Here is a 20,277-nt window from a genome sequence, read left to right as displayed (position 1 = left end):
CGACATGTGGGACGACGCGTTTCCCAGTTTCCTCATCGGCCTACGCGAGGGGCTGGAAGCCGGGCTGATCGTTTCCATCCTGGTCGCCACCTTGGTGCGCTCCGGTCAGAAGGCCCGCCTGTCGCAGGTCTGGACCGGGGTCGCGGGCGCCGTGGCACTGGCCCTCAGCTTCGGCTCGGTGCTCACCTTCACCGCCGCCAAGCTCTCCGGTCCGGCCCAGGAGGCCTTCGGCGGCACGCTCAGCCTGATAGCGGTCTGCTTCGTCACCGCGATGGTCTTCTGGATGCGCAAGTCCGCGCGCAACCTCTCCTCGGAGATCCGCGAGAAGGTCACCGCCGCGCTCGCCATGGGCGCCGGCACGCTGATCCTCACCAGCTTCCTGGCCGTTGGCCGGGAGGGTCTGGAGACGTCCCTCTTCCTGTGGAGCACCATCCAGACCGCCAACGAGTCCACCGGGCCGGTGGTCGGCGCGGCGACCGGCCTGGTACTGGCCACCGGGCTCTGCTGGGCGCTGTACCGCCGGGTGCTGAGGATCAACCTCACCAGGTTCTTCACCTGGACCGGTGCGGTACTGATCGTCATCGCGGCCGGCGTGCTCAGCTACGGCCTGCGCGACCTGCAAGAGTCCGGCGTGCTGGGCGGTGGCACCGCGTACGCCTTCGACGTCAGCAAGCACGTCGACGCCTCGTCCTGGTACGCCACCCTGGTGCAGGGCGTGCTCAACCTGACCGTCACCATGACGGTCGTTCAGGTGCTGGCCTACGTGGCGTACCTGTCGATCGTGATGACGCTCTTCGTCCAGGGCGTCCGGATGACCGCTGAGGCCAAGCCCGCTGAGGCCAAGCCCGCTGAGGCCAAGCCCGCTGAGGCCGAGGCGGCCGCGGCTGAGACCAAGCCGGCTGGGACCAAGGCCGCCGAGACCGGGACCCCCGTGGCTTCGGAGCCGGCTCCAAGCGCCTCGAAGGGCGCTCCCGCCCAGGGTGGCCGTCCGCGCTGGCTGGTCCCGGCCGCCCTGGTCGCCGTCCCCGCCGTGGTGGCAGGCGCCGTGATCGCGGTCAGCGACGGCAAGCCGGCAGGCAGCTCCACCGTCTCGGTCTCCGAGGAGGACTGCGGCAAGGGGTTCGCCGCGCCGCAGCCCGGCCGGCAGGTCTTCCAGATGCACAACACCGGCAGCAAGGCCTCCGAGGTCTACCTGATCAACCCGGGCAGCGGCGCCGTCTACGGCGAGATCGAGGGCCTGGCCCCCGGCACCACCCGCGCGCTGATCGCCACCATAGGCTCCGGCGACTACGCCTGGCGCTGTGTCCCGACCGGCGGAAAGTCCGTCACCTCCGCGAGCGTGCGCGTCACTGGAGGCACCGAGGTCAAGGCCGTCGTCCCGGTCACCGAGGGCGACCTCGACGCCCCGCTCGCCGCGTACAAGGAGTACGTCACCAAGAACCTGGCCACGCTGCTGACCCAGAGTCAGCAGCTGCAGTCGGACATCCACGCGGGCAACCTGGACGCCGCCCGGACCGACTGGGTCACCGCGCACACCCAGTACGCCTCACTCGGCGCTGCCTACGGCACCTTCGCCGACTTCGACGGCAAGATCGACGGCCGTCCGGACGGCCTGGCCGACAAGGCGCAGGACAAGGACTTCACCGGCTTCCTCCGCCTGGAGTACGGCCTGTGGCACAACCAGAGCGCCGCCGACCTCACCCCGGTGGCCGACCAGCTGGTGAGTGATGTGGACGGGCTCGGCAAGGCCTTCCCCACCCAGAAGTTCGACCCCACCGACCTCCCGCTGCGCACCCACGAGATCCTTGAGAACACCCTCCAGTTCGAGCTCACCGGGGACACCGACCAAGGCAGCGGCACCAACCTGGCGACCGCTCAGGCCAATGTCGCGGGCACCAGGGAACTGCTGACGGTCCTTCAACCGCTGCTCCAGTCGCGCGCACCCGAGCTGCTGACCGGGATCGACGCTGGCATGATCCGGGTCAACGGCCTGCTCGACGCCGCTCACCGTCCGGACGGCAGCTGGACCCCCGTGGAGCAGCTCGCGCCCACGGCCCGCCGCCAGCTGAACGGTGCCACCGGTCAGCTGCTCGAAGACCTCGCCAACGTCCCCACCCTGCTCGAAATCCGGAAGGCCGCCTGATGACCGACCAGCCCGCTGTCACCGGCTCCTGCCCCTTCGGCTTCGGCGGGTCCGACCGCCGCAGCTTCGTCAAGGCCGCACTCGGCGCGGGCGCGGGCGCCGCCGCCGTCGCCGGGGGTGCGCTCACCCTCGGCGCCACCCCGGCCACCGCCGACAGCCCGAACCGGCCCAAGACCGGGACCGTCCCCTTCCAGGGCGAGCACCAGGCCGGCATCGCCACGCCCGCCCCCGGCCACGCGATCTTCGTCTCCTGCGACGTCGTCGCCAAGGACCGCAAGGCGCTGGAGGACCTGTTCCACACCCTGACCGACCGGATCCGCCTCCTCACCGGGGGCGGCACGCCGAAGGACCTCGGCGTCGGCGCACCGCCCTCCGACAGCGGCATCCTCGGCCCGGTGCTGCCGGCCGACAACCTGACCGTCACGGTGGGCGTCGGCGCCTCGCTCTTCGACGACCGCTTCGGGCTGGCCAAGGCGAAGCCGGTCAAGCTCGCGCCGATGAAGACCTTCCCGAACGACAACCTGAACGACGCCGAGCTGCACGGCGACCTCTCGCTGCAGATCTGCGCGGAGAGCCAGGACACCGTGCTGCACGCCCTGCGCGACATCGCCCGGCACACCCGCGGCGCGATGCAGATCAAGTGGCGGATCGACGGTTTCCAGAGCCCCAGCCGCCCCGACGGTGCCCAGCGCAACCTGCTCGGCTTCAAGGACGGCATCGCCAACCCGGACACCACCTCCTCCCGGGCGATGGACAAGCTGGTGTGGGTCACCGAGGGCATGGGCGAGCCCGCCTGGGCGGTCGGCGGCAGCTACCAGGTCATCAGGATCATCCGGATGCTGGTCGAGTTCTGGGACCGGGTCTCGCTCGCCGAGCAGGAGAAGATGTTCGGCCGCCGCAAGGACACCGGCGCCCCGCTGGACGGCGCCAAGGAGACCGACGCGCCGGACTACGCCAAGGACCCGGACGGCAACGCCATCCCGCTGACCGCGCACATCCGGCTCGCCAACCCGCGCACCGACAAGACCGCCGACTCGCGGATCCTGCGCCGCGGCTTCAACTACGACCGCGGCGTCGACAGCGTCGGCGACCTCGACATGGGTCTGGCCTTCTGCTGCTACCAGCAGGACGTGGTCCGGCAGTTCGAGGCCACCCAGACCCGGCTCATCGACGAGCCGCTGGTCGACTACATCTCGCCCACCGGCGGTGGCTACTTCTTCGCGCTGCCCGGCGTCAGGGACAACGCCGACTGGCTCGGACGCGGACTCTTCGCCGCCGTCTGACCCGCCGCCCCGGCCGGTCCCGCCGCAGCCCCGGTACGACCAGTGCCGGGGCCGCGGCACGTCCGCGGACGGTCACGGTCCGGCTGCCACGGCCCGGCTGTCACAGGCACCCGCGATGATGAGGGACAGACCACGGCGAACGGACGGAAGGACACACCCCAGATGAGCTGGTGGAAGGAGCCACTGGTCGGCTTCGACCTGGAGACCACGGGCACCGACCCGGCGCACTCGCGGATCGTCACCGCCGCCCTGGTGGAGACCCTCGGAGGCCGGGTCGAGAGATCGTTCGGCTGGCTGGTGAACCCCGGGGTGCCGATCCCGGCGGAGGCCGCCGCGATCCACGGCATCAGCGACGAGCACGTCCGCACCCAGGGCCGCCCGGCGGCCGAGGCCGTCGAGGAGATAGCCACCGCCCTGTGTGACCGGCTGGCGCTCGGGCAGCCCGTGGTCGCCTTCAACGCGCCCTTCGACCTCTCGCTGCTCGACGCCGAGCTGCGCCGCCACGGCCGCCGCTCCCTCGCCGACCGCCTCGGCGGCAGCGTCGGCCCGGTGGTGGACGCCCTGGTGATCGACCGCTCGGTGGACCGCTACCGCAAGGGCTCCCGCACCCTCCAGCACGTCTGCGAGGTGTACGGGGTCGAGCTGGCCGACGCCCATGAGGCGGGCAGCGACGCACTGGCCGCCGTCCGGGTCGCCGTCGCCCTCGGTGAGCGCTATCCCTCCCAGGTGGGCGATCTGACTGTCGAACAGCTGCACGAACATCAGATCGACTGGTACCGCGCCTGGGCCGAGGGCCTCCAGGCGTGGTTGCGCAAGGGCAAGGACGCCGAGGCCGTCATCGATCCGCGGTGGCCGTTGCGCTGAGACCTGGCGGCGCCCCCCGGGAGAGCATAGGGGCGCCGGTGGGCGGAGTGCGCGTGCCCCGGCGCCGGCGGTTCAGACGGCGGCTCAGGTGGCGGGGAAGTCGAAGGTGTAGCCGTGGGTGGTGAGCCAGGGGAGGAGTTGGCGCAGCGCCGCGACGGTCTGGCTGCGGTCGCCGCCGCCGTCGTGCATGAGTACCACCCCGCCGGGCCTCAGACCGTGCTGTACGGCGGCGACGATCGAGGCGACCCCGGGGCGGGACCAGTCGCGGGTGTCGACCGACCAGCCGAGCGGGCGCATCCCGTGCTGAACGGCGATCAGCCGGTTCTCGGCGCTGAAGTCCCCACCGGGCGCGCGGAACCAGGCGACCTCGGTGCCCGGCCCGCCCGCCTCGCCGATCATCTCCTTCGCCGCCGCGATCTCGTACGCCTGCCGTTCGTGCGACAGCGTGTGCATCGGCTGCGGGTGGTGGACGGTGTGGTCGCAGAGGCGGTGCCCCTCGGCCAGGACGCGTTTCACGGCGGCCGGCCGGGCGGACGCCTGTGGGCCGATCTGGCAGAACGTGGCGTGCGCGCCGTACTGCGCGAGCAGGTCGAGGATCTGTCCGGTGTACTGGCTCGGGCCGTCGTCGAAGGTGAGCGCGACGGTACGGCCGGCGGAGGCGGCACGGTACACGATCGAGGTCGTACCGCCCGGGGCGGAGGCGGCCGGTGGCGGCGCGGGCGCCGTGCTGCCGGGCGGGTCCGGAGTCGGGGTCGGGGCGGGCGCCGCGGAAGTCCTGCCCCTGGCGGACGGAGCGGCGCTCGTAATGGCTGGGGATGCGGCGGGTGGGGCTGCGGCGGATGAGGACATGGCGGACGGGGTGGCGGCGGCGGAGCCGGACGCGCCGGGCGCCGCCGGTCCGGCGGCGTGGGGGTCGGCGGGGCTGCAGCCCGCCAGCAGGACGGGCGCGAGCAGCACGGCCAGGCCGTACCCGAGGGCGTGGACGAGAGGTGACCGAGGGCTGGGTATCCGCATGGCGACGGCTCCTGACGTCGTACTGGCTGCCTCGGGGAGTGCGGGCAGCCACCGGTACGACGTGTGCCGTCGGGGTGCGGTTCCTCGAGGTGCGTACGGAGACGACCCTTGGGGCGGAAGGGGAGGAAGTGGATGATGGGGGATCAGAAGGGGTACCAGCGCACCGCGGTGGCGCCGTCCCGGAGCGAGGCGACCCGGCGGCGGAACTCGGTGAGGGCAGCCTGGTTGCCCGGGACCTGCTGCGCGACCCAGGAGGCGCTGGCGGTCTCCCGGGCGCCGCGCAGTACGGCGAAGCCGGGCCAGTCGCGCACGTCCCAGCCGTAGGTGGTGGTGAAGGCGAGGTAGTCCTCGGCGGGGACGCCGTACCGGTCGTGGCTGAGGGCGAGCACCACCAGGTCGTGCTCGCGCAGGTCGTGGGAGACGTTCTCCAGGTCGAGCAGGACCGGCCCGTCGGCGGTCAGCTGGACGTTGCGCGGCAGGGCATCGCCGTGGATCACGCCGGGCGGCAGCTGCGGGGTGAGCTCGGCGATCGCGGTGGCGAAGCCGGCCCTGCGCTCGCGCAGGAAGGCGGCGTCCGCCGGGTCGATATGGCCGTCCGCGCTCGCCAGCCAGCGGTCCACGGGTGCCAGCAGATCGCGGCGGCCGAGCTCGAACGGCGGGTCGGGCAGCCGGTGCAGGGCGCGCAGCAGCGGGGCGAGGTCGGTGGGTGCCGCGGCCCTGACGGCGGGGCCGAGCCGGTGCCAGAAGGTGACGGGGTGTCCGTCGGCGACCAGCGGCTCGGGCAGGTACGGGCGGACCACTGGTACGTCCTGCCGGCCGAGCCAGTCGGCCACGGCCAGTTCGCGGCGGGCGCGCTCGGTCAGTTCGGGGCCGCGCCCGACCTTGGCCACCACGGCGGGGTCGCCCAGATCGAAGACGGCGTTCTCGCCGAGGGCCAGCAGCCGGGCGTCCACCGGGTCGGGCAGCCCGGCGGCGGCGCAGGCGGTGGTGAGCAGGGCCCGGGCGTGGGGTCCGTCGAAGGCGGTCATGGAGTGAATCATGGCGCATGGGGGCCGGGGCCGGTCTCGGGGTTTCCCGGGCCCAGGTCAGGGGCGGGAACGGTGGGCGGAACCGGGGAGACCCGGGGTTCTCCCTACTCCTCAGGGACAGGTTCTCCTTCTTGTGGGTAGGGGATGGATCCACCCTGAGGGGGAGGGATCTCCACCCCGAGCACGAGGCGTCGGGGTTGGTCAAGAGGCCACGATGGACCGGGGCCGGATTTCGGCTCCCAGGGGGCACGATCCAGCGGGGGGCCACTTGCCGGTCGGCAAGTAAGCATCCCGTAGGATGCACTCACTCACTTACCTGCCGACCGGCTAGAGCTCTGCTCTGCCCCGGTCCAGCCGTCGCCCGATGTCCCGTCCCCCAAGGGCTGCGGTGAACCATGCCCAGGAGGCACTACGAGCATGTTCCACCGAATAGGACAATTCGTCGTCAGGCGGGCGTGGTGGGTGATCGCCGTCTGGGCCGTCGGCGCGATCGCACTCCTGATGACCGCGCCGACCGTCACGGCGCAGAACGACGAGAGCGCCTTCCTGCCCAAGCACTACGAGTCCATCCAGGCCATCGAGCTGCAGGCGAAGGCATTCCCGGCCAACTTCTCGCCCGGCGCCCTGCTGCTGTTCGAGCGCGCCGACGGTGGCAAGCTGGATGCGGCCGACCAGACCACCATGAAGAAGGTGGTCCAGGGGCTGACCGACGAGCACATCAAGAACGTCGACCAGATCCTCCCGGTCGGCCCGCAGAGCATGTCCAAGGACGGCAAGTACGCGCTGTCCATGGTCGCGATCAACAAGGCCACCCAGGGGCAGGACTACCTCGACGTCGCCAAGGACCTGCGCACGGACGGCGGCAAGCTTGCGGACGGTTCGGCGCTGAAGTTCCGGGTCGGTGGCCCGGCGGCGTCCGCGCTCGACATGCAGGACTCCTCAGGGCTCGCCAACGCCCTGATCGGGATGGGCTCCTTCGTGCTGATCCTGGTGATCCTCGCGATCATCTTCCGCAGCGTCCTGGTCGCGCTGGCGCCGCTGCTGCTGATCATGCTGGTGATCTCGCCGACCGCCAACGGCCTGATCAGCTACGCCACCAAGTTCTTCGGCCTGAAGGCCGACAACACCATGTCGGCGATGCTGCTCGTGGTGTTGCTCGGTGTCGGTACCGACTACTTCCTCTTCCTGATGTTCCGCTACCGCGAGCGGCTGCGGGCCGGTGAGGACCGCAAGACGGCCGTGGCCAACGCGGTCGGCCGGGTCGGCGAGGCGATCACCTCCGCCGCCGGTGCCGTCGCCGCCGCCTTCGCGGTGCTGGTGCTCTCCAGCCTCGGCATGTTCAAGTCGATCGGCCCGGCGCTCGCCATCGCCGTCGTCACCACTGCCATCGCCTCGGTCACCCTGGTGCCCGCAGTGCTCTCGGTGATCCCCGCCAAGGCCCTGTTCTGGCCCGGCAAGAAGTGGATGGAGGAGCGCGAGGGCGCCCGCTTCGCCGCTCTGGGCCGGATGGTGCAGCGCCGTCCCGCCATGGTCGCCATGGCCTCCGGTGGTGTGCTGATCGCGCTCACCCTGGCCGCGCTCGGCTACAAGGGCACCTTCGACCTGAGCGGCGGCTCGATGCCGAAGAGCAAGGAGTCCATGGTCGTCCAGACCAAGATGATGGACGCCTTCTCGGCGGGTGCGGCCGACCCGAGTCACGTCCTTGTGACCAGCACCGCCGACGGCGCCAAGCTCGACCAGGGGGCGCTGAAGACCTATGCGGGCAAGCTCGCCGAGGTCCCGGGCGTCGCCCAGGTGCTGCCCGAGCCGCAGCTCAGCAAGGACGGCGCCACGGCGGACTTCACCGTCATGCTCAAGGACGACCCTGCCAGCAACGCGGCCCTCGACACCGTGACCAAGCTCCGGAACACCGCCCACACGGACGCCCCGGACGGGACCAAGGCCCTTGTCTCCGGTAGCACCTCGGTGAACAAGGACATCAACACGGCGATGGCGCACGACTACAAGCTGGTCTTCCCGCTCGCCGGCCTGCTGATCATGGTGATCCTCGGCCTGCTGCTGCGCAGTGTGGTCGCCCCCTGGTACCTGATGGCCTCGGTGGGTCTCGGCTTCGGCGCCACGCTCGGTGCCACCAGCCTGATCTTCCAGCACATGGTCCACCAGCCGGGCCTGATGTTCATGCTGCCGATCTTCATCTACCTGTTCGTGGTGGCGATCGGCACCGACTACAACATCCTGATGGTCGCCCGGCTGCGCGAGGAGGCCGCCGAGGGGCGCTCGCCGCGTGAGGCGGCGGCCGAGGCGATCCGCCACGGCGGTCCGACCGTCGGTGCGGCCGGCTTCATCCTGGCCGCCTCCTTCGCCACCTTCATGCTGGCCGGCAACGTCCTGTTCAGCGAGATCGGCTTCTCGATCGCCTTCGGCATCCTCGTCGCGGCCTTCGTGATGGCGCTCTTCTTCACCCCGTCGGTGACCGCGCTGCTCGGCCGAGTCGCCTGGTGGCCCGGCCACGGCGCGATGCCAGGGCGCGGGGCCCAGGCACCGCTGGCCGGCGTCCCGTACGAGGACGACCGGGAGCCCGCCGGTCATCACTGAGGGTGAGTGGCAGTGGGTAGGCGGTAGCCCGGAGTAAAGGGCAGGGGGCATGCGGTGAACTGGCCGCATGCCCCCTCATCCGTGCAGGTAAACCCGGTGCACTGGCACTGTGGCGAGGGAAACTTTTCCGATCAGTTGACGGCCCGCCGTGCTACAGTCGAGGCAGTTGCAGTTTTGGTTCCCATGAACGTTTGTGTGCGCCTGCTGGTACCAACCAACAGGCGCATTTGTTTTGTCCGGTGTTTTGTCTCCGGATGGGGATCGCGGCGACCCGGGGCTCGCGAGGTGCGTGTCCCGATGCCCCAGAAAGAGGAGACGGTTATGGCTACCGGCACCGTGAAGTGGTTCAACAGCGAGAAGGGCTTCGGCTTCATCGAGCAGGCCGAGGGCGGCCCGGACGTCTTCGCCCACTACTCGAACATCGCTGCCCAGGGCTTCCGTGAGCTGCTCGAGGGTCAGCAGGTCGAGTTCGACGTGACCCAGGGCCAGAAGGGCCCGCAGGCCGAGAACATCCGCGTCATCGGCTGACTTCGGCACTTGCCGACAGTCTGAGTCGCGAAGCGAGGGCCCGCACCGCAAGGTGCGGGCCCTCGCCCATGCCGCCGAACGGCCGGGGCGGCGCACCTCCACACCCTGACGGCCGACCCACCCCCCCAGCCTCCGGCCGGGGGCGACGACCCATGGCCTGCCGCCACGGCATCCGCGATCCTCTGCGATCATCACGCGGTACCCGCGGCCATCGGCCGAACAGGACTGGAGAACCCATGACCACCCCTGCCCGCCCGCCGCGCAACCGTGCCACGGACCGCCAGCGAGCCACCGACCGCACCCGCGGCGCCGAGCGCTCCGGCGCCGACCGCACCCGATCGGCCGGCCGCGGCTCGTCCGGGCCGCGCCGGGCTCCGCGGGCCCGTACCGCCGCGCCGCAGGTCGCCGAGGACTTCACCGTCATCGAGGGCACCCCCGCCCGCCCGGCCGCCGAGAGCTTCGCCGAGCTGGACATGCCGAAGGCACTGGTGTCCGCGCTCACCAAGGAGGGCGTCACCGAGCCCTTCCCGATCCAGGCCGCCACCCTGCCCGACTCGCTCGCCGGGCGCGACGTGCTCGGCCGGGGCCGGACCGGCTCCGGCAAGACCCTGGCCTTCGGCCTGCCGCTGCTGGCCCGTACCGCCGGGCAGCGCGCCTCGGCCCGCCGCCCGCTGGCCCTGGTCCTGGTGCCCACCCGTGAGCTGGCCCAGCAGGTCACCGAGGCCCTCACCCCGTACGCCAACGCGGTCAACCTGCGGATCACCACCGTGGTCGGCGGCATGTCGATCAACAAGCAGTCCAATGCGGTGCGGCGCGGCACCGAGGTCCTGGTCGCCACCCCCGGGCGACTGGACGACCTGATCAACCGGCAGGACGTCCAGCTCGACCAGGTCACCGTCACCGTCCTGGACGAGGCCGACCAGATGGCCGACATGGGCTTCCTGCCGCAGGTCACCAAGCTGCTGGAGCAGGTCGCCGAGGGTGGGCAGCGGATGCTGTTCTCTGCCACCCTGGACCGCAACATCGACCGCCTGGTGCGCCGTTTCCTGGCCGACCCGGTCACCCATTCGGTGGATCCGTCGGCCGGCGCGGTGACCACCATGGACCACCACCTGATCCAGCTGGACCCGGCCGACAAGGCCGAGGCCACCGCGCGGATCGCCGCCCGCGAGGGACGCGTCATCATGTTCGTGCACACCAAGCACGGCGCCGACCGGCTGGCCAAGCAGCTGCGGGCCAACGGTGTGCAGGCCGCCGCGCTGCACGGCGGCAAGTCCCAGCCGCAGCGCAACCGCACCCTGGACCAGTTCCGCGACGGCCAGGTCACCGCGCTGATCGCCACCAACGTCGCCGCCCGGGGCATCCACATCGACGGCCTCGACCTGGTCGTCAACGTCGACCCGCCGATCGACCACAAGGACTACCTGCACCGCGGTGGCCGCACCGCGCGGGCCGGCGAGTCCGGCACCGTGGTCACCCTGGTGCTGCCCGAGCAGCGCCGCGAGGTCAACCGCCTGATGTCCACCGCGGGCATCCGGCCCACCGTCACCAAGGTCCGTCCCACCGACGCCGAACTGGCCCGGATCACCGGTGCCCGCACCCCCAGCGGTGTCGCCGTCCTCCCGATCCCGGCCGTGGTCCAGCCCGCGCCGGCCGCCGCTCCGGCCGCACCCTCCGGTGCGGCGCCCGCCCGCCGCCGCCCGCCCCGCCGCTCCGGCCTGCCCGCCGACGTGGACGCCAGCGGCAACGCCAAGCGGCCGCGCCCCAAGCAGCGCTTCGGCGCCGCCGGTTCGGGCACCGGCGAGGGCGGTGGCCGCCGGATGGCCGCCGGCTTCATCGGCAAGGCCTCGGGCCGCCCCAAGCCCGGCTCGGGCGCCAAGAGCGGCTCCAACTACGGCACCGGCCGCCAGCGCCGCAAGGCGGACTGACGCACCGCGTCAACACGGCTGGGGCGGCCGCCGATCGTCCGGTGGCCGCCCGAACCGCCCGATGCCGGGATCCTGTTGCGGCCCGGCGGGCCGGGCGCGGACCCCGGCGGTCCCGACGGCCGGCCCGTGGAGCTCGGGTGCGATCTCTTCGACGGATGGGGACGGATGGAACTCGGCGCGCGGCTGGCCCGGCAGGAGGGCTGCCTGGACGAGCTGTTGCGGTCCCTCGGGGTCGAGTGGACGGAGCCGGACGACCCGAGGGTGGCGGCGTTCGCCCAGCGGGAGCCGTACTTTCCGCAGTATCACCGGATCGGGCACAAGCGGCAGTCGGCCGTCCGGGAGCTGACCGGGCGGCGGGCACTGGTCGAGCGCCACTACGAGCTCGTGCTCCGGGCGCTGGTGAGTGACGACGACCGGAGCTCGCCGCGTTCGCTGGCCGCCGTGCTGGTCGAGTCGGTCGGGCGCCGGCGGGTGCAGGAGAGCCTGGTCCGGGCGGTCGAGGACGGCGACCCGTACCAGCAGGTCTGCGCGGCGGGCGCCTGGCCGTGGGTGCTGGCACCGCTCGACTACGCGGGCGAGGAGGACTTCCGGGCCGGCCGGCCGACTCCGCGGAGCCTCGCGGCCCGGGCCGCGCTGTCCGACCTGGCCTCACGCTTCGAGGCGGGCCTGCGGGCGGCGCAGGCGGCCTGCCGGGACGACTGGACTCGCGACCGACTGTCGGCAGCCCTGGACGGATGGCCGCCGGCCTGAAGTGACGGCGGTCCGGCGGCGCGCACTGACGGTCGAGGCCGGGCCAGCCCGGTCCGGTGAGGTGGGCTGCACCCGGCGCCAACGGCTCGGTGCGCGGGGTGTCCTGGATCAGGCGGGGGTGTCCTGGAGCGCCGGCTTGGCGAGGGCACTCCGCCAGACGGAGGCGAGCAGCAGGGCGCCCGGGGCGATGCCCGCGACCGCTGCGATGACGGCGGGGGAGGAGCCGCAGGCGGCCAGGACCAGACCGGCGGCGCCGCACAGGGACATCCCCGCGGCCAGCAGGCGCAGGGCGGCCATCCGCCAGACGGCCGCGAGGCCGAAGAAGTGCACGCCGACCACGAGGGCGATCCAGCCGACCGTCGCGTGCGGGGCGTGCAGCACTGAAATGATGACGAAGAAGCCGGCCGCTGCGGCGATCACCTCGGCGGCCACCACGAGCCAGTAGCCGCGTCCGAAGGTGCGCTGCGGCGTCCCGGTGGTCCGGGGCGCGGGGGCCCTGCGCAGTGCGGCGAGCAGTCCGAGGAACGCGGCTGCCCCGAGCGCCCGTAGGGGGATGGCGATGGCTGACGGGAGGTCACCGGCGTTCGCCTGGATGAAGATCAGCCCGAATGTGCCGCCGATGAGCGGGCCTGTCTGATTGGATGTCACGTCGCACAGTCTCACCGAGCCGGATCGCAGCGCAAAAAACGTCGGGTCGGCACGGGGACGGCAAGCCGTTCAGGCGATCAGGGCGGTGGTCCGGTCAGCCGCCCGGTGTGCCCGGTCGTACCGGTGCAGGAGGAGGCGGGCGAGTTCCGGCGCGGCTCCTAGGACGGGGGCGGTCAGGTCGGCACCGGCCTCGGCGGCGGCCGCGGTGATGCGGTCGGGGAGCAGGCCGGGCGCCAACAGGTAGGGAGCGACGGCGACTTGGGTGACGCCCGAGGCGCGCAGTGCGGCGACGGCCTCGGGAACGCGCGGACCGCCGGCCGAGGCGTAGGCGACCTCGACGGCGGCCCAGCCCCGGGTGCGCCGCCAGTCGGCGGCGAGTGCCCGGGTGGCGGCGTCGGCGGCCGGGTCACAGGACCCGGCGGCGGACAGGACCACGCCGGTGCGGGCGCGCACGGCGGCGGAGCGCACGTCGAGACCGGCCTCGGCCAGGCGGCGGTCGAGGGCGGCGAGGAGCAGTGGGGACGGACCGAGGACCTCGGCCAGCGGCAGCACGGCACCGGCCTCGCGCAGGGCCGCCGGGATGTCGCTCTTGGCGTGGAAGGCCCGGTTGAGCAGCAGTGGTACGGCGACCGCGGGGGTGCCGTCCAGCCGCCCGAGCACCTGGGGGATGCGCGGGGCGCAGTGGTCCAGGTAGGCGGTGGCGATCTCCAGTCGGGGGCGCAGCAGGCGCAGCCGTTCGACCAGGGCGTCCACGGTGGCGGCGTGCCGGGGGTCACGGCTGCCATGGGCGATCAGTAGCAGGGTGGGAGCCGGGAGTGCCGTACGGGGAAGGGGAGTTGGCGTTGAGACCGGGAGTGGGCGGGGCCCTGCGTGGGCGCGGACGCGGCGCAGGGGGCCTCCGGCGGACCTGGCCGAGGGGTCGGACGGCGCCGGGCAGGCCGCCGCCGTCCCGGGGCCGGTGGTGAGGCGGGCCGGGGCGGAGGCGGGCGGTCTGCTCGTGGACATGTGCGGCCCCTCGGTGCGATCGGGCGTCGGCGGCGGAAGGTCGGGTGGTCCGGCGTCAGCGGTTGGTGGTCAGCAGGCCGCGGCTGCGGAGCACGGTGCGTTCGATCGGGGAGAAGACGAGTAGGTCGATGGCGATGCCGACGGTGAGGATGAGGATGATGCCGAGGAGGACGCCGGGCATGTCGATGTCCTCACGGCGGTTCTCCAGGTAGCGGCCCAGGCCCAGGCCGAGGTCGGGGGAGGAGGCGATGAGTTCGGCGGCCATCAGGGAGCGCCAGGAGAAGGCCCAGCCCTGTTTGAGGCCGGCGAGGTAGCCGGGGAGGGCAGCGGGTAGCAGGACGTGGCGGGCGCCGGTCAGGCCGGTGGCGCCCATGGTGCGGCCGGCCCGCAGGAACAGCGGGGGGACTTGGTCGATGCCGGAGACGAGGCCGTTGGCGATGGAGGGGACGGCGCCGAGGAGGATCACGGCGTACATCGCGGAGTCGTTGATGCCGAGCCAGATGACGGCGGCGGGTACCCAGGCGACCGAGGGCAGGGACTGGAGGCCGGAGAGGATCGGGCCGATCGCGGCGCGTACGGGCCTGGTCCGGGCGACCAGGAGTCCGATCGGGGTGCCGATGGCGACGGCGGCGAGGAAGCCGGAGATGCCGCGCCAGAGGCTGGTCCAGATGATGGAGAAGAGCGTTCCGGCGTACCAGAGGTCGGTGAGTGAGTGCCAGACCATGGCGGGGCTGGGCAGTTTGTAGGTGTCGGTGAGGTGCAGGGTGAAGGCGAGCTGCCACAGGCCGAGTACCAGCGCGATGGCGATCACCGGGGGGAGGACCTTTTCCCGCAGGGTCCGGGTGATCGGGGCGTGCTGGATGGTGACGCTGTCCAGTGCGTCCAGGCCGGCGCCGAGGTCCTCGGTGCTGACCGGGCTGTCCTTGGCCGGGGTGTTGTCGGCTGTGGGGCGCTGGGTCTGCACGGGTGCGGTGTCAGTGCTTGCCATGGCGGCGGATCTCCCCACGCAGTTCTTCGGTGATCTCGATGGACAGGTCCGCGACGCCGGTGTCCTCGATGCGGCGCGGCTGGGGCAGGTCGATGTGCCATTGGCGGCGTACTCGGCCGGGGCGGGAGGAGAGCAGGACGACGCGCTGGGCGAGTCGGACGGCCTCGCGGACGTTGTGGGTGACGAACAGGACGGTGAGCTCTCGTTCGGCCCAGATCCGGGTGATCTCGTCGTGCAGGACGTCGCGGGTGATGGCGTCCAGGGCGGCGAACGGTTCGTCCATCAGCAGGACGCGGCTGCCCTGGGCGAGGGCGCGGGCTAGGGCGACGCGCTGGCGCATGCCGCCGGAGAGTTCGTGCACCCGTTTGCCGTAGGAGCCGGAGAGGCGGACGAGTTCGAGCAGGCGCTCGGCTTCGGGACGGCGTTCGGGGCGGGGGATGCCGGCCAGGCGGAGGGCGAGTTCGATGTTGCGGCCTGCTGTCAGCCAGGGGAAGAGGGCGTGTTCCTGGAACATCAGGGCGGGGCGGCCGCTGGGGACTTCGATGGTGCCGGTGGTGGGCCGGTCGAGTCCGGCGATCAGGTTGAGCAGGGTGGACTTGCCGCAGCCGGAGGCGCCGAGCAGGGTGACGAACTCGCCGGGCGCGACGTCGAGGGAGATGTCGTCGAGGACGGGGGCGGCGGTGCCGGGGCGGCCGTAGGTCTTGTGGACGTGGGAGAGCCGGATGGCGGGGGCGTGGCCGTCGGGCTCACTTCCGGTGGCGGCCTGCGAGGTGGTCAGTGCCGGGGGCATGCCGGGCACCTCCTGCGTGAGTGGTCGGGGCCCCTCGCCCCCAGCCTTCGGCCGGGGGTACCCCCGCCCGGTGGCGGGCGAGGAGGGAGGGACGGGGTGGGCGGAGGCTCGGGCCGGGGCCGGCCCCGCTCCGTCCGGTGACTGGGCATCGACGGGGACGGAGCGGGGCGGGCCACGGAGCTGTGCAGGGCGGCTACTTGGCGCCGAGTCCGGCGTCCGCGACGGCGGGCCGGCCCTTGGCCTGGAGCACCTTGTTGAGCAGGGTCAGGTCGTAGATCCCGGCCAGGTCAGGCTTCTTGAGCAGTCCGGCGGTCACCGCGTGGTCGGCCTCGGTCTGCAGGGTGGCGGCCAGCGGGTCGTCGATGAAGTCGATGTCCTGCCAGGCCGGGTCGAGGACCGCCGCGTCCAGCGCGCTGCCGCTGTCGGCCTTGAGCCGGGCGTTGGCGTCGGCCTTGGCCTGGTCCGGGTTGGCCTTGATGTAGGCGTTGGCGTTCACCGAGCCGCGCAGTACGGCCTCGACCACGTCCGGGTGCTCCTTGAGGAACTTCTGCGAGACGATGATGTTGGTGATCACGAACTTGCCGTCGGGCCACAGGGACTTCTCGTCGAGGAGTTCCCTGGCGCCGAGGGTGACCAGCTTGGAGGCGGTCGGTTCGGGCACCCAGGCGCCGTCGAGGGAACCGGACTTGTAGGCGTCGGGGGTGACCTTGTTGTCGGTGCGGACCACCGAGACGTCCCCGCCGCCGGTCTGCGGATCGACCCGGTAGCCCTTGTCGGCCAGGTAGTCGAGCAGCGCGACGTCCTGGGTGTTGCCCAGCTGCGGGGTGGCGATCCTCTTGCCCCTGAGGTCGTCCGGTGACTTGATCCGGTCGGGGTTGACCACCAGCCTGACGCCGCCGGATGCGGAGCCGCCGATGATGCGCAGCGACTGTCCGTTCGACTTGGTGTAACCGTTGACCGCGGGGGAGGGGCCGATCCAGCCGATGTCGATGGAACCGGCGTTCAGCGCCTCGATCTCGGCCGGACCGGCGTTGAAGGTCTGGGTCCTGATCCGGGTCGCGCCCAGCTCCTTCTGGAAGAAGCCGTCCCCCAGGCCGACCAGGGCGGTGCCGTGGGTCAGGTTCGGGAAGTAGCCGATCTTCACGGTGTCGGCGGAGAGCTTCGAGCCCGAGGAGGCGGCCGGGGCCGCGCTGGGGGCGGAGTCGGCCGCCTTGGAGCCGTAGCCGCAGGCCGAGAGCAGGAGGACGGCGGTCAGGCCCGCCACGGCGGCGGTGGCGGACCGTCTGATCCGGCCGGGGCCGGGGCGCTTGCGGGCATGCGGGATCGCCGGGTTCGGTGCCATGGGAGTCGTCCTGTTCGTGGAGGTCGGGGTGGTGTGCGGCCGGGTCGGGGTGCCGGACAGGCCGGGCGGTCGGTGAAGGGACAGCCCGGTGGCGCGGGCTCAGCGCCCGTGTCCGCCCGCACATCGGTTCAGACCGCCCTGGCCGCTGCCGAGGGTCCCTCCGCCGATGCGGCCGCCTTCCTTGTCCATGCCCGAGAACGCCTCGCTGGGCATCAGACCCAGTCCTCCTCAACGGGTTCGGTGGCGCGTACGGTCTCGAAGGCCTCGCCCGCCATGCCGGCGGTGAGGGTGGTGCCGTCGGCCGGGTCGATCAGCAGGAACGAGCCGGTGCGGCGGTTGTCCGCGTACTCGTCCAGCGCCAGCGGCTCGGCGGTGCGGAGCGTCACGTGGCCGATGTCGTTGACGTTCAACCCCTCGGCACCGGACCGCTGTTCGAGGCCCCCTTCGCTGATCGGCGCAGTGATGTCGATGCGGTACGAGATGTCCTTGACGAGCGCGCGCACGGTCCGGGTGGTGTGCTTGAGCAGCACCTTGTCCCCGGCGCGCAGCGGGCGCTCGCCCAGGTGGCAGACGGTGGCCTCGATGTCCTTGGTGGGCACGGGAGCCCGGCCTGCCGCGATCAGGTCGCCGCGGGAGATGTCGATGTCGTCGGCGAGGCGGACGGTGACCGACCGGGGGGCCCAGGCGATGTCCGTCTGCGCACCGAGGGCGTCGATGGCCGTGACGGTGGTGGTGTGGCCGGAGGGCAGGACGGTGACGGTGTCGCCGACCCGCAGCACGCCGGACGCCAACTGCCCGGCGTAGCCGCGGTAGTCGTGGTACTCCGCGCTCACCCCCTGTCCCCGCTGGGGTCGGATCACGTACTGGACGGGGAGACGGGTCGGCTCCAGGCTCGGGTCGGTGCCGACCGGGACGGTCTCCAGGTGTTCCAGCAGGGTCGGGCCGCCGTACCAGTCCATGCGGGCGGACGGCTCGACCACGTTGTCTCCGGCCAGTGCGGAGATCGGGACGGCGACGATGTCCTTGACGCCGAGCGAGGCCGCGTAGGAGGTGAACTCCTCGGCGATGGCGGCGAAGACGGGCTCGGCGTAGTCGACCAGGTCCATCTTGTTGACCGCCAGCACCACGTGCGGGACGCGCAGCAGGGCGGCGACGGCGGCGTGGCGGCGGGTCTGCTCGACCACGCCGTGGCGGGCGTCGACCAGCACCACGGCCAGTTCGGCGGTGGAGGCGCCGGTGACCATGTTGCGGGTGTACTGCACGTGGCCGGGGGTGTCGGCGAGGATGAACCGGCGCCTGGGGGTGGCGAAGTAGCGGTAGGCGACGTCGATGGTGATGCCCTGCTCGCGCTCGGCGCGCAGGCCGTCGGTGAGCAGCGCGAGGTCGGGCGTGTCCTGGCCGCGCTTTTGGGAGGCGCGTTCGACGGCCTCCAACTGGTCGGCGAGCACGGACTTGGAGTCGTGCAGCAGGCGGCCGACCAGGGTGGACTTGCCGTCGTCGACGGAGCCGGCGGTGGCGAAGCGCAGCAGCGAGGTGGCGCCGCTTCCATCGATCAGGGGGGCGGTGGTCATGTCTAGAAGTACCCCTCGCGCTTGCGGTCTTCCATGGCGGCCTCGGAGAGCTTGTCGTCGGCCCGGGTGGCGCCGCGTTCGGTGAGGCGGCTGGCGGCGATCTCGGCGATGACGGCCTGGATGTCGGTGGCGTCGGAGTCGACGGCGCCGGTGCAGGACATGTCGCCGACGGTGCGGTAGCGGATCAGCCGCCGTTGAGGCGTCTCGTGTTCCTTGGGGCCGCCCCACTCGCCGGCGGTGAGCCACATGCCGCCCCGCGCGAACACCTCGCGCTCGTGGGCGTAGTAGATCTCCGGGAGGTCGATGTTCTCGCGCTCGATGTACTGCCAGACGTCCAGCTCGGTCCAGTTGGAGAGCGGGAAGACGCGCACGTGCTCGCCGGGAGCGTGGCGGCCGTTGTAGAGCGACCACAGCTCGGGGCGCTGACGGCGCGGGTCCCAGGCGCCGAACTCATCGCGCAGCGAGAAGACCCGTTCCTTGGCGCGGGCCTTCTCCTCGTCGCGGCGGCCCCCGCCGAAGACCGCGTCGAAACGGTTCTTCTCGATGGCGTCCAGCAGCGGAACGGTCTGCAGCGGGTTGCGGGTGCCGTCCGGGCGTTCGCGCAGCAGGCCGCGGTCGATGAAGTCCTGGACGGAGGCGACGTGCAGCCGCAGGTTGTGCTCGGCGACGGCCCGGTCGCGGTAGGCGATGACCTCGGGGAAGTTGTGCCCGGTGTCCACGTGCAGCAGCGAGAACGGTATCGACGCCGGCGCGAAGGCTTTCAGCGCCAGATGCAGCATGACGATCGAGTCCTTGCCGCCCGAGAACAGGATCACCGGCCGCTCGAACTCCCCCGCCACCTCGCGGAAGATGTGCACCGACTCCGCCTCCAGCGCGTCCAGGTGCGACAGCGCGTGGGGGTACCCCCGGCCGGAGGCTGGGGGAGGGTTCTCGGTGGTGTCCACCAGGCTCCGGGTCGCCGTCGTCATGCGAGACTCCTAACGCTCTGCTGAACGGTGATGAACTCTGCAGGTCCAGTCGGTCGGCTGGACCTGCCGCCGGGTCGGCGGGAAGTGATGCCTTCGGAGCTGGTGTGGGACCTCGTCTCGGGTTCGCTCCGGAGGCTGCCGGCCGTGAAGCGGGAAGGTCCGCCGGGCGACCGGAGGAGGCTCTGGCCCTTCGGGGTCAAGGTGGGGATCAAGCCAGGCCCCTCTCGGTCAGGAATTGGTGCAGCTCGGCGGCGGACTCGGCCACCGAACGGCCCTGCGTGTGAATCCGCAGCTCCGGGTCGTCCGGGGTCTCGTACGGGTCGTCCACACCGGTGAGGCCGGACAGCTCGCCAGCGGCCTGCTTGGCGTACAGGCCCTTGACGTCGCGCTCGGAGCAGAGCTCGACGGGGGTGGCGACGTGGATCTCCAGGAACTCCGTGCCGTTGGCGGCGTGGCGCTCGCGGACGGCGGCACGCGCGTCGGCGTAGGGCGCGATCACCGGTGCGAGCACCTTGACGCCGTTGGCGGCCAACTTCTGGGCCACGAAGCCGATCCGGGTCACGTTGGTGTGCCGGTCCTCCCGGCTGAAGCCCAGTCCTTTGGAGAGGAACTCGCGGATCTCGTCACCGTCCAGGACCTCGACCCGGTGGCCTCCGGCGCGCAGTCGCTCGGCGAGGGCGAAGGCGAGGGTGGTCTTGCCCGCGCTGGGCAGCCCGGTCAGCCACACGGTGGCGCCGCGCTCGCAGGGGGCGGCCGCGGGGGCCGCCTCTGCGGCTCCCCGGGCGGCCAAGGTGTTGGCTGTCGTCACGGTGATGTCCTTTCCGGGTAGTGG

Annotated in this window: 17 protein-coding genes; 7 read left to right on the top strand and 10 right to left on the bottom strand. The window is 72.0% G+C overall.

The window, feature by feature from the left end; genetic code table 11:
* Positions 1-4: 4 nt before the first annotated feature.
* The 3 genes from efeU (at position 5) to ABD369_RS13035 (ending at position 4,290) form a co-directional block, all read left to right on the top strand.
* Positions 5-2,143 (top strand): iron uptake transporter permease EfeU, encoded by a 2,139-nt coding sequence (efeU, locus tag ABD369_RS13045; protein WP_344636501.1) that lies wholly within the window; start codon positions 5-7, stop codon positions 2,141-2,143.
* On the top strand, positions 2,143-3,426 hold the full coding sequence (efeB, locus tag ABD369_RS13040; protein WP_344636500.1) for an iron uptake transporter deferrochelatase/peroxidase subunit: 1,284 nt from the start codon (positions 2,143-2,145) through the stop codon (positions 3,424-3,426). Before efeU ends, efeB begins: the two co-directional genes overlap by 1 nt.
* Positions 3,427-3,588: 162 nt before the next feature.
* Positions 3,589-4,290 carry an exonuclease domain-containing protein gene (locus tag ABD369_RS13035; protein WP_344636499.1) on the top strand — a complete coding sequence of 234 codons (702 nt, stop codon included), beginning with the start codon at positions 3,589-3,591 and terminating at the stop codon, positions 4,288-4,290.
* An 84-nt stretch (positions 4,291-4,374) separates the two neighbouring features.
* Here ABD369_RS13035 and ABD369_RS13030 read toward each other — a convergent pair whose 3' ends face one another.
* Positions 4,375-5,304 carry a polysaccharide deacetylase family protein gene (locus ABD369_RS13030; protein WP_344636498.1) on the bottom strand — a complete coding sequence of 310 codons (930 nt, stop codon included), beginning with the start codon at positions 5,302-5,304 and terminating at the stop codon, positions 4,375-4,377.
* Positions 5,305-5,447: 143 nt separating this feature from the next.
* On the bottom strand, positions 5,448-6,332 hold the full coding sequence (locus tag ABD369_RS13025; RefSeq protein WP_344636497.1) for a phosphotransferase enzyme family protein: 885 nt from the start codon (positions 6,330-6,332) through the stop codon (positions 5,448-5,450).
* Between the two features lie 417 nt (positions 6,333-6,749).
* Here ABD369_RS13025 and ABD369_RS13020 point away from each other — a divergent pair, with 417 nt between their 5' ends.
* From ABD369_RS13020 to ABD369_RS13005, 4 genes are all read left to right on the top strand, one after another.
* Positions 6,750-8,927, top strand: coding sequence for an MMPL family transporter (locus ABD369_RS13020; protein WP_344636496.1), 2,178 nt, complete (start codon positions 6,750-6,752; stop codon positions 8,925-8,927).
* A 321-nt stretch (positions 8,928-9,248) separates the two neighbouring features.
* Positions 9,249-9,455, top strand: coding sequence for a cold-shock protein (locus ABD369_RS13015; protein WP_153460276.1), 207 nt, complete (start codon positions 9,249-9,251; stop codon positions 9,453-9,455).
* A 236-nt stretch (positions 9,456-9,691) separates the two neighbouring features.
* Entirely contained in the window at positions 9,692-11,383 is a 1,692-nt protein-coding gene (locus tag ABD369_RS13010; RefSeq protein ID WP_344636495.1) for a DEAD/DEAH box helicase, read from the top strand.
* 165 nt (positions 11,384-11,548) lie between these two features.
* The gene (locus ABD369_RS13005; RefSeq protein WP_344636494.1) at positions 11,549-12,133 is read left to right on the top strand and encodes a hypothetical protein; all 585 of its coding nucleotides are present in this window, start codon (positions 11,549-11,551) and stop codon (positions 12,131-12,133) included.
* Positions 12,134-12,241: 108 nt separating this feature from the next.
* Here the strand turns inward: ABD369_RS13005 and ABD369_RS13000 are convergent, their stop codons facing one another.
* The 8 genes from ABD369_RS13000 to cysC form a co-directional block, all read right to left on the bottom strand.
* Complete coding sequence (locus tag ABD369_RS13000; protein ID WP_344636493.1) at positions 12,242-12,781, bottom strand: hypothetical protein; 540 nt, start codon at positions 12,779-12,781, stop codon at positions 12,242-12,244.
* Between the two features lie 69 nt (positions 12,782-12,850).
* Positions 12,851-13,582, bottom strand: a complete 732-nt coding sequence (locus ABD369_RS12995) for a sirohydrochlorin chelatase (protein ID WP_344636559.1) — start codon at positions 13,580-13,582, stop codon at positions 12,851-12,853.
* Between the two features lie 259 nt (positions 13,583-13,841).
* The gene (locus ABD369_RS12990) at positions 13,842-14,774 is read right to left on the bottom strand and encodes an ABC transporter permease (RefSeq protein WP_344636492.1); all 933 of its coding nucleotides are present in this window, start codon (positions 14,772-14,774) and stop codon (positions 13,842-13,844) included.
* Positions 14,761-15,564: an ABC transporter ATP-binding protein gene (locus tag ABD369_RS12985; RefSeq protein WP_344636491.1), complete on the bottom strand. Its 804-nt coding sequence runs from the start codon at positions 15,562-15,564 to the stop codon at positions 14,761-14,763. Before ABD369_RS12985 ends, ABD369_RS12990 begins: the two co-directional genes overlap by 14 nt.
* Positions 15,565-15,757: 193 nt before the next feature.
* Entirely contained in the window at positions 15,758-16,906 is a 1,149-nt protein-coding gene (locus tag ABD369_RS12980) for an aliphatic sulfonate ABC transporter substrate-binding protein (RefSeq protein ID WP_344636490.1), read from the bottom strand.
* Between the two features lie 212 nt (positions 16,907-17,118).
* Positions 17,119-18,477: a sulfate adenylyltransferase subunit 1 gene (locus ABD369_RS12975; RefSeq protein WP_344636489.1), complete on the bottom strand. Its 1,359-nt coding sequence runs from the start codon at positions 18,475-18,477 to the stop codon at positions 17,119-17,121.
* A 2-nt stretch (positions 18,478-18,479) separates the two neighbouring features.
* The gene (gene cysD / locus ABD369_RS12970) at positions 18,480-19,445 is read right to left on the bottom strand and encodes a sulfate adenylyltransferase subunit CysD (RefSeq protein ID WP_344636488.1); all 966 of its coding nucleotides are present in this window, start codon (positions 19,443-19,445) and stop codon (positions 18,480-18,482) included.
* Between the two features lie 208 nt (positions 19,446-19,653).
* Positions 19,654-20,235, bottom strand: a complete 582-nt coding sequence (gene cysC / locus ABD369_RS12965) for an adenylyl-sulfate kinase (protein WP_344636558.1) — start codon at positions 20,233-20,235, stop codon at positions 19,654-19,656.
* Between the last annotated feature and the right edge of the window lie 42 nt (positions 20,236-20,277).

Source organism: Kitasatospora cystarginea, assembly GCF_039533515.1.
GTDB lineage: Bacteria > Actinomycetota > Actinomycetes > Streptomycetales > Streptomycetaceae > Kitasatospora > Kitasatospora cystarginea.
Note: the sequence above shows the minus strand (reverse complement) of the source record. Positions and strands in the feature narration are given on the sequence as shown.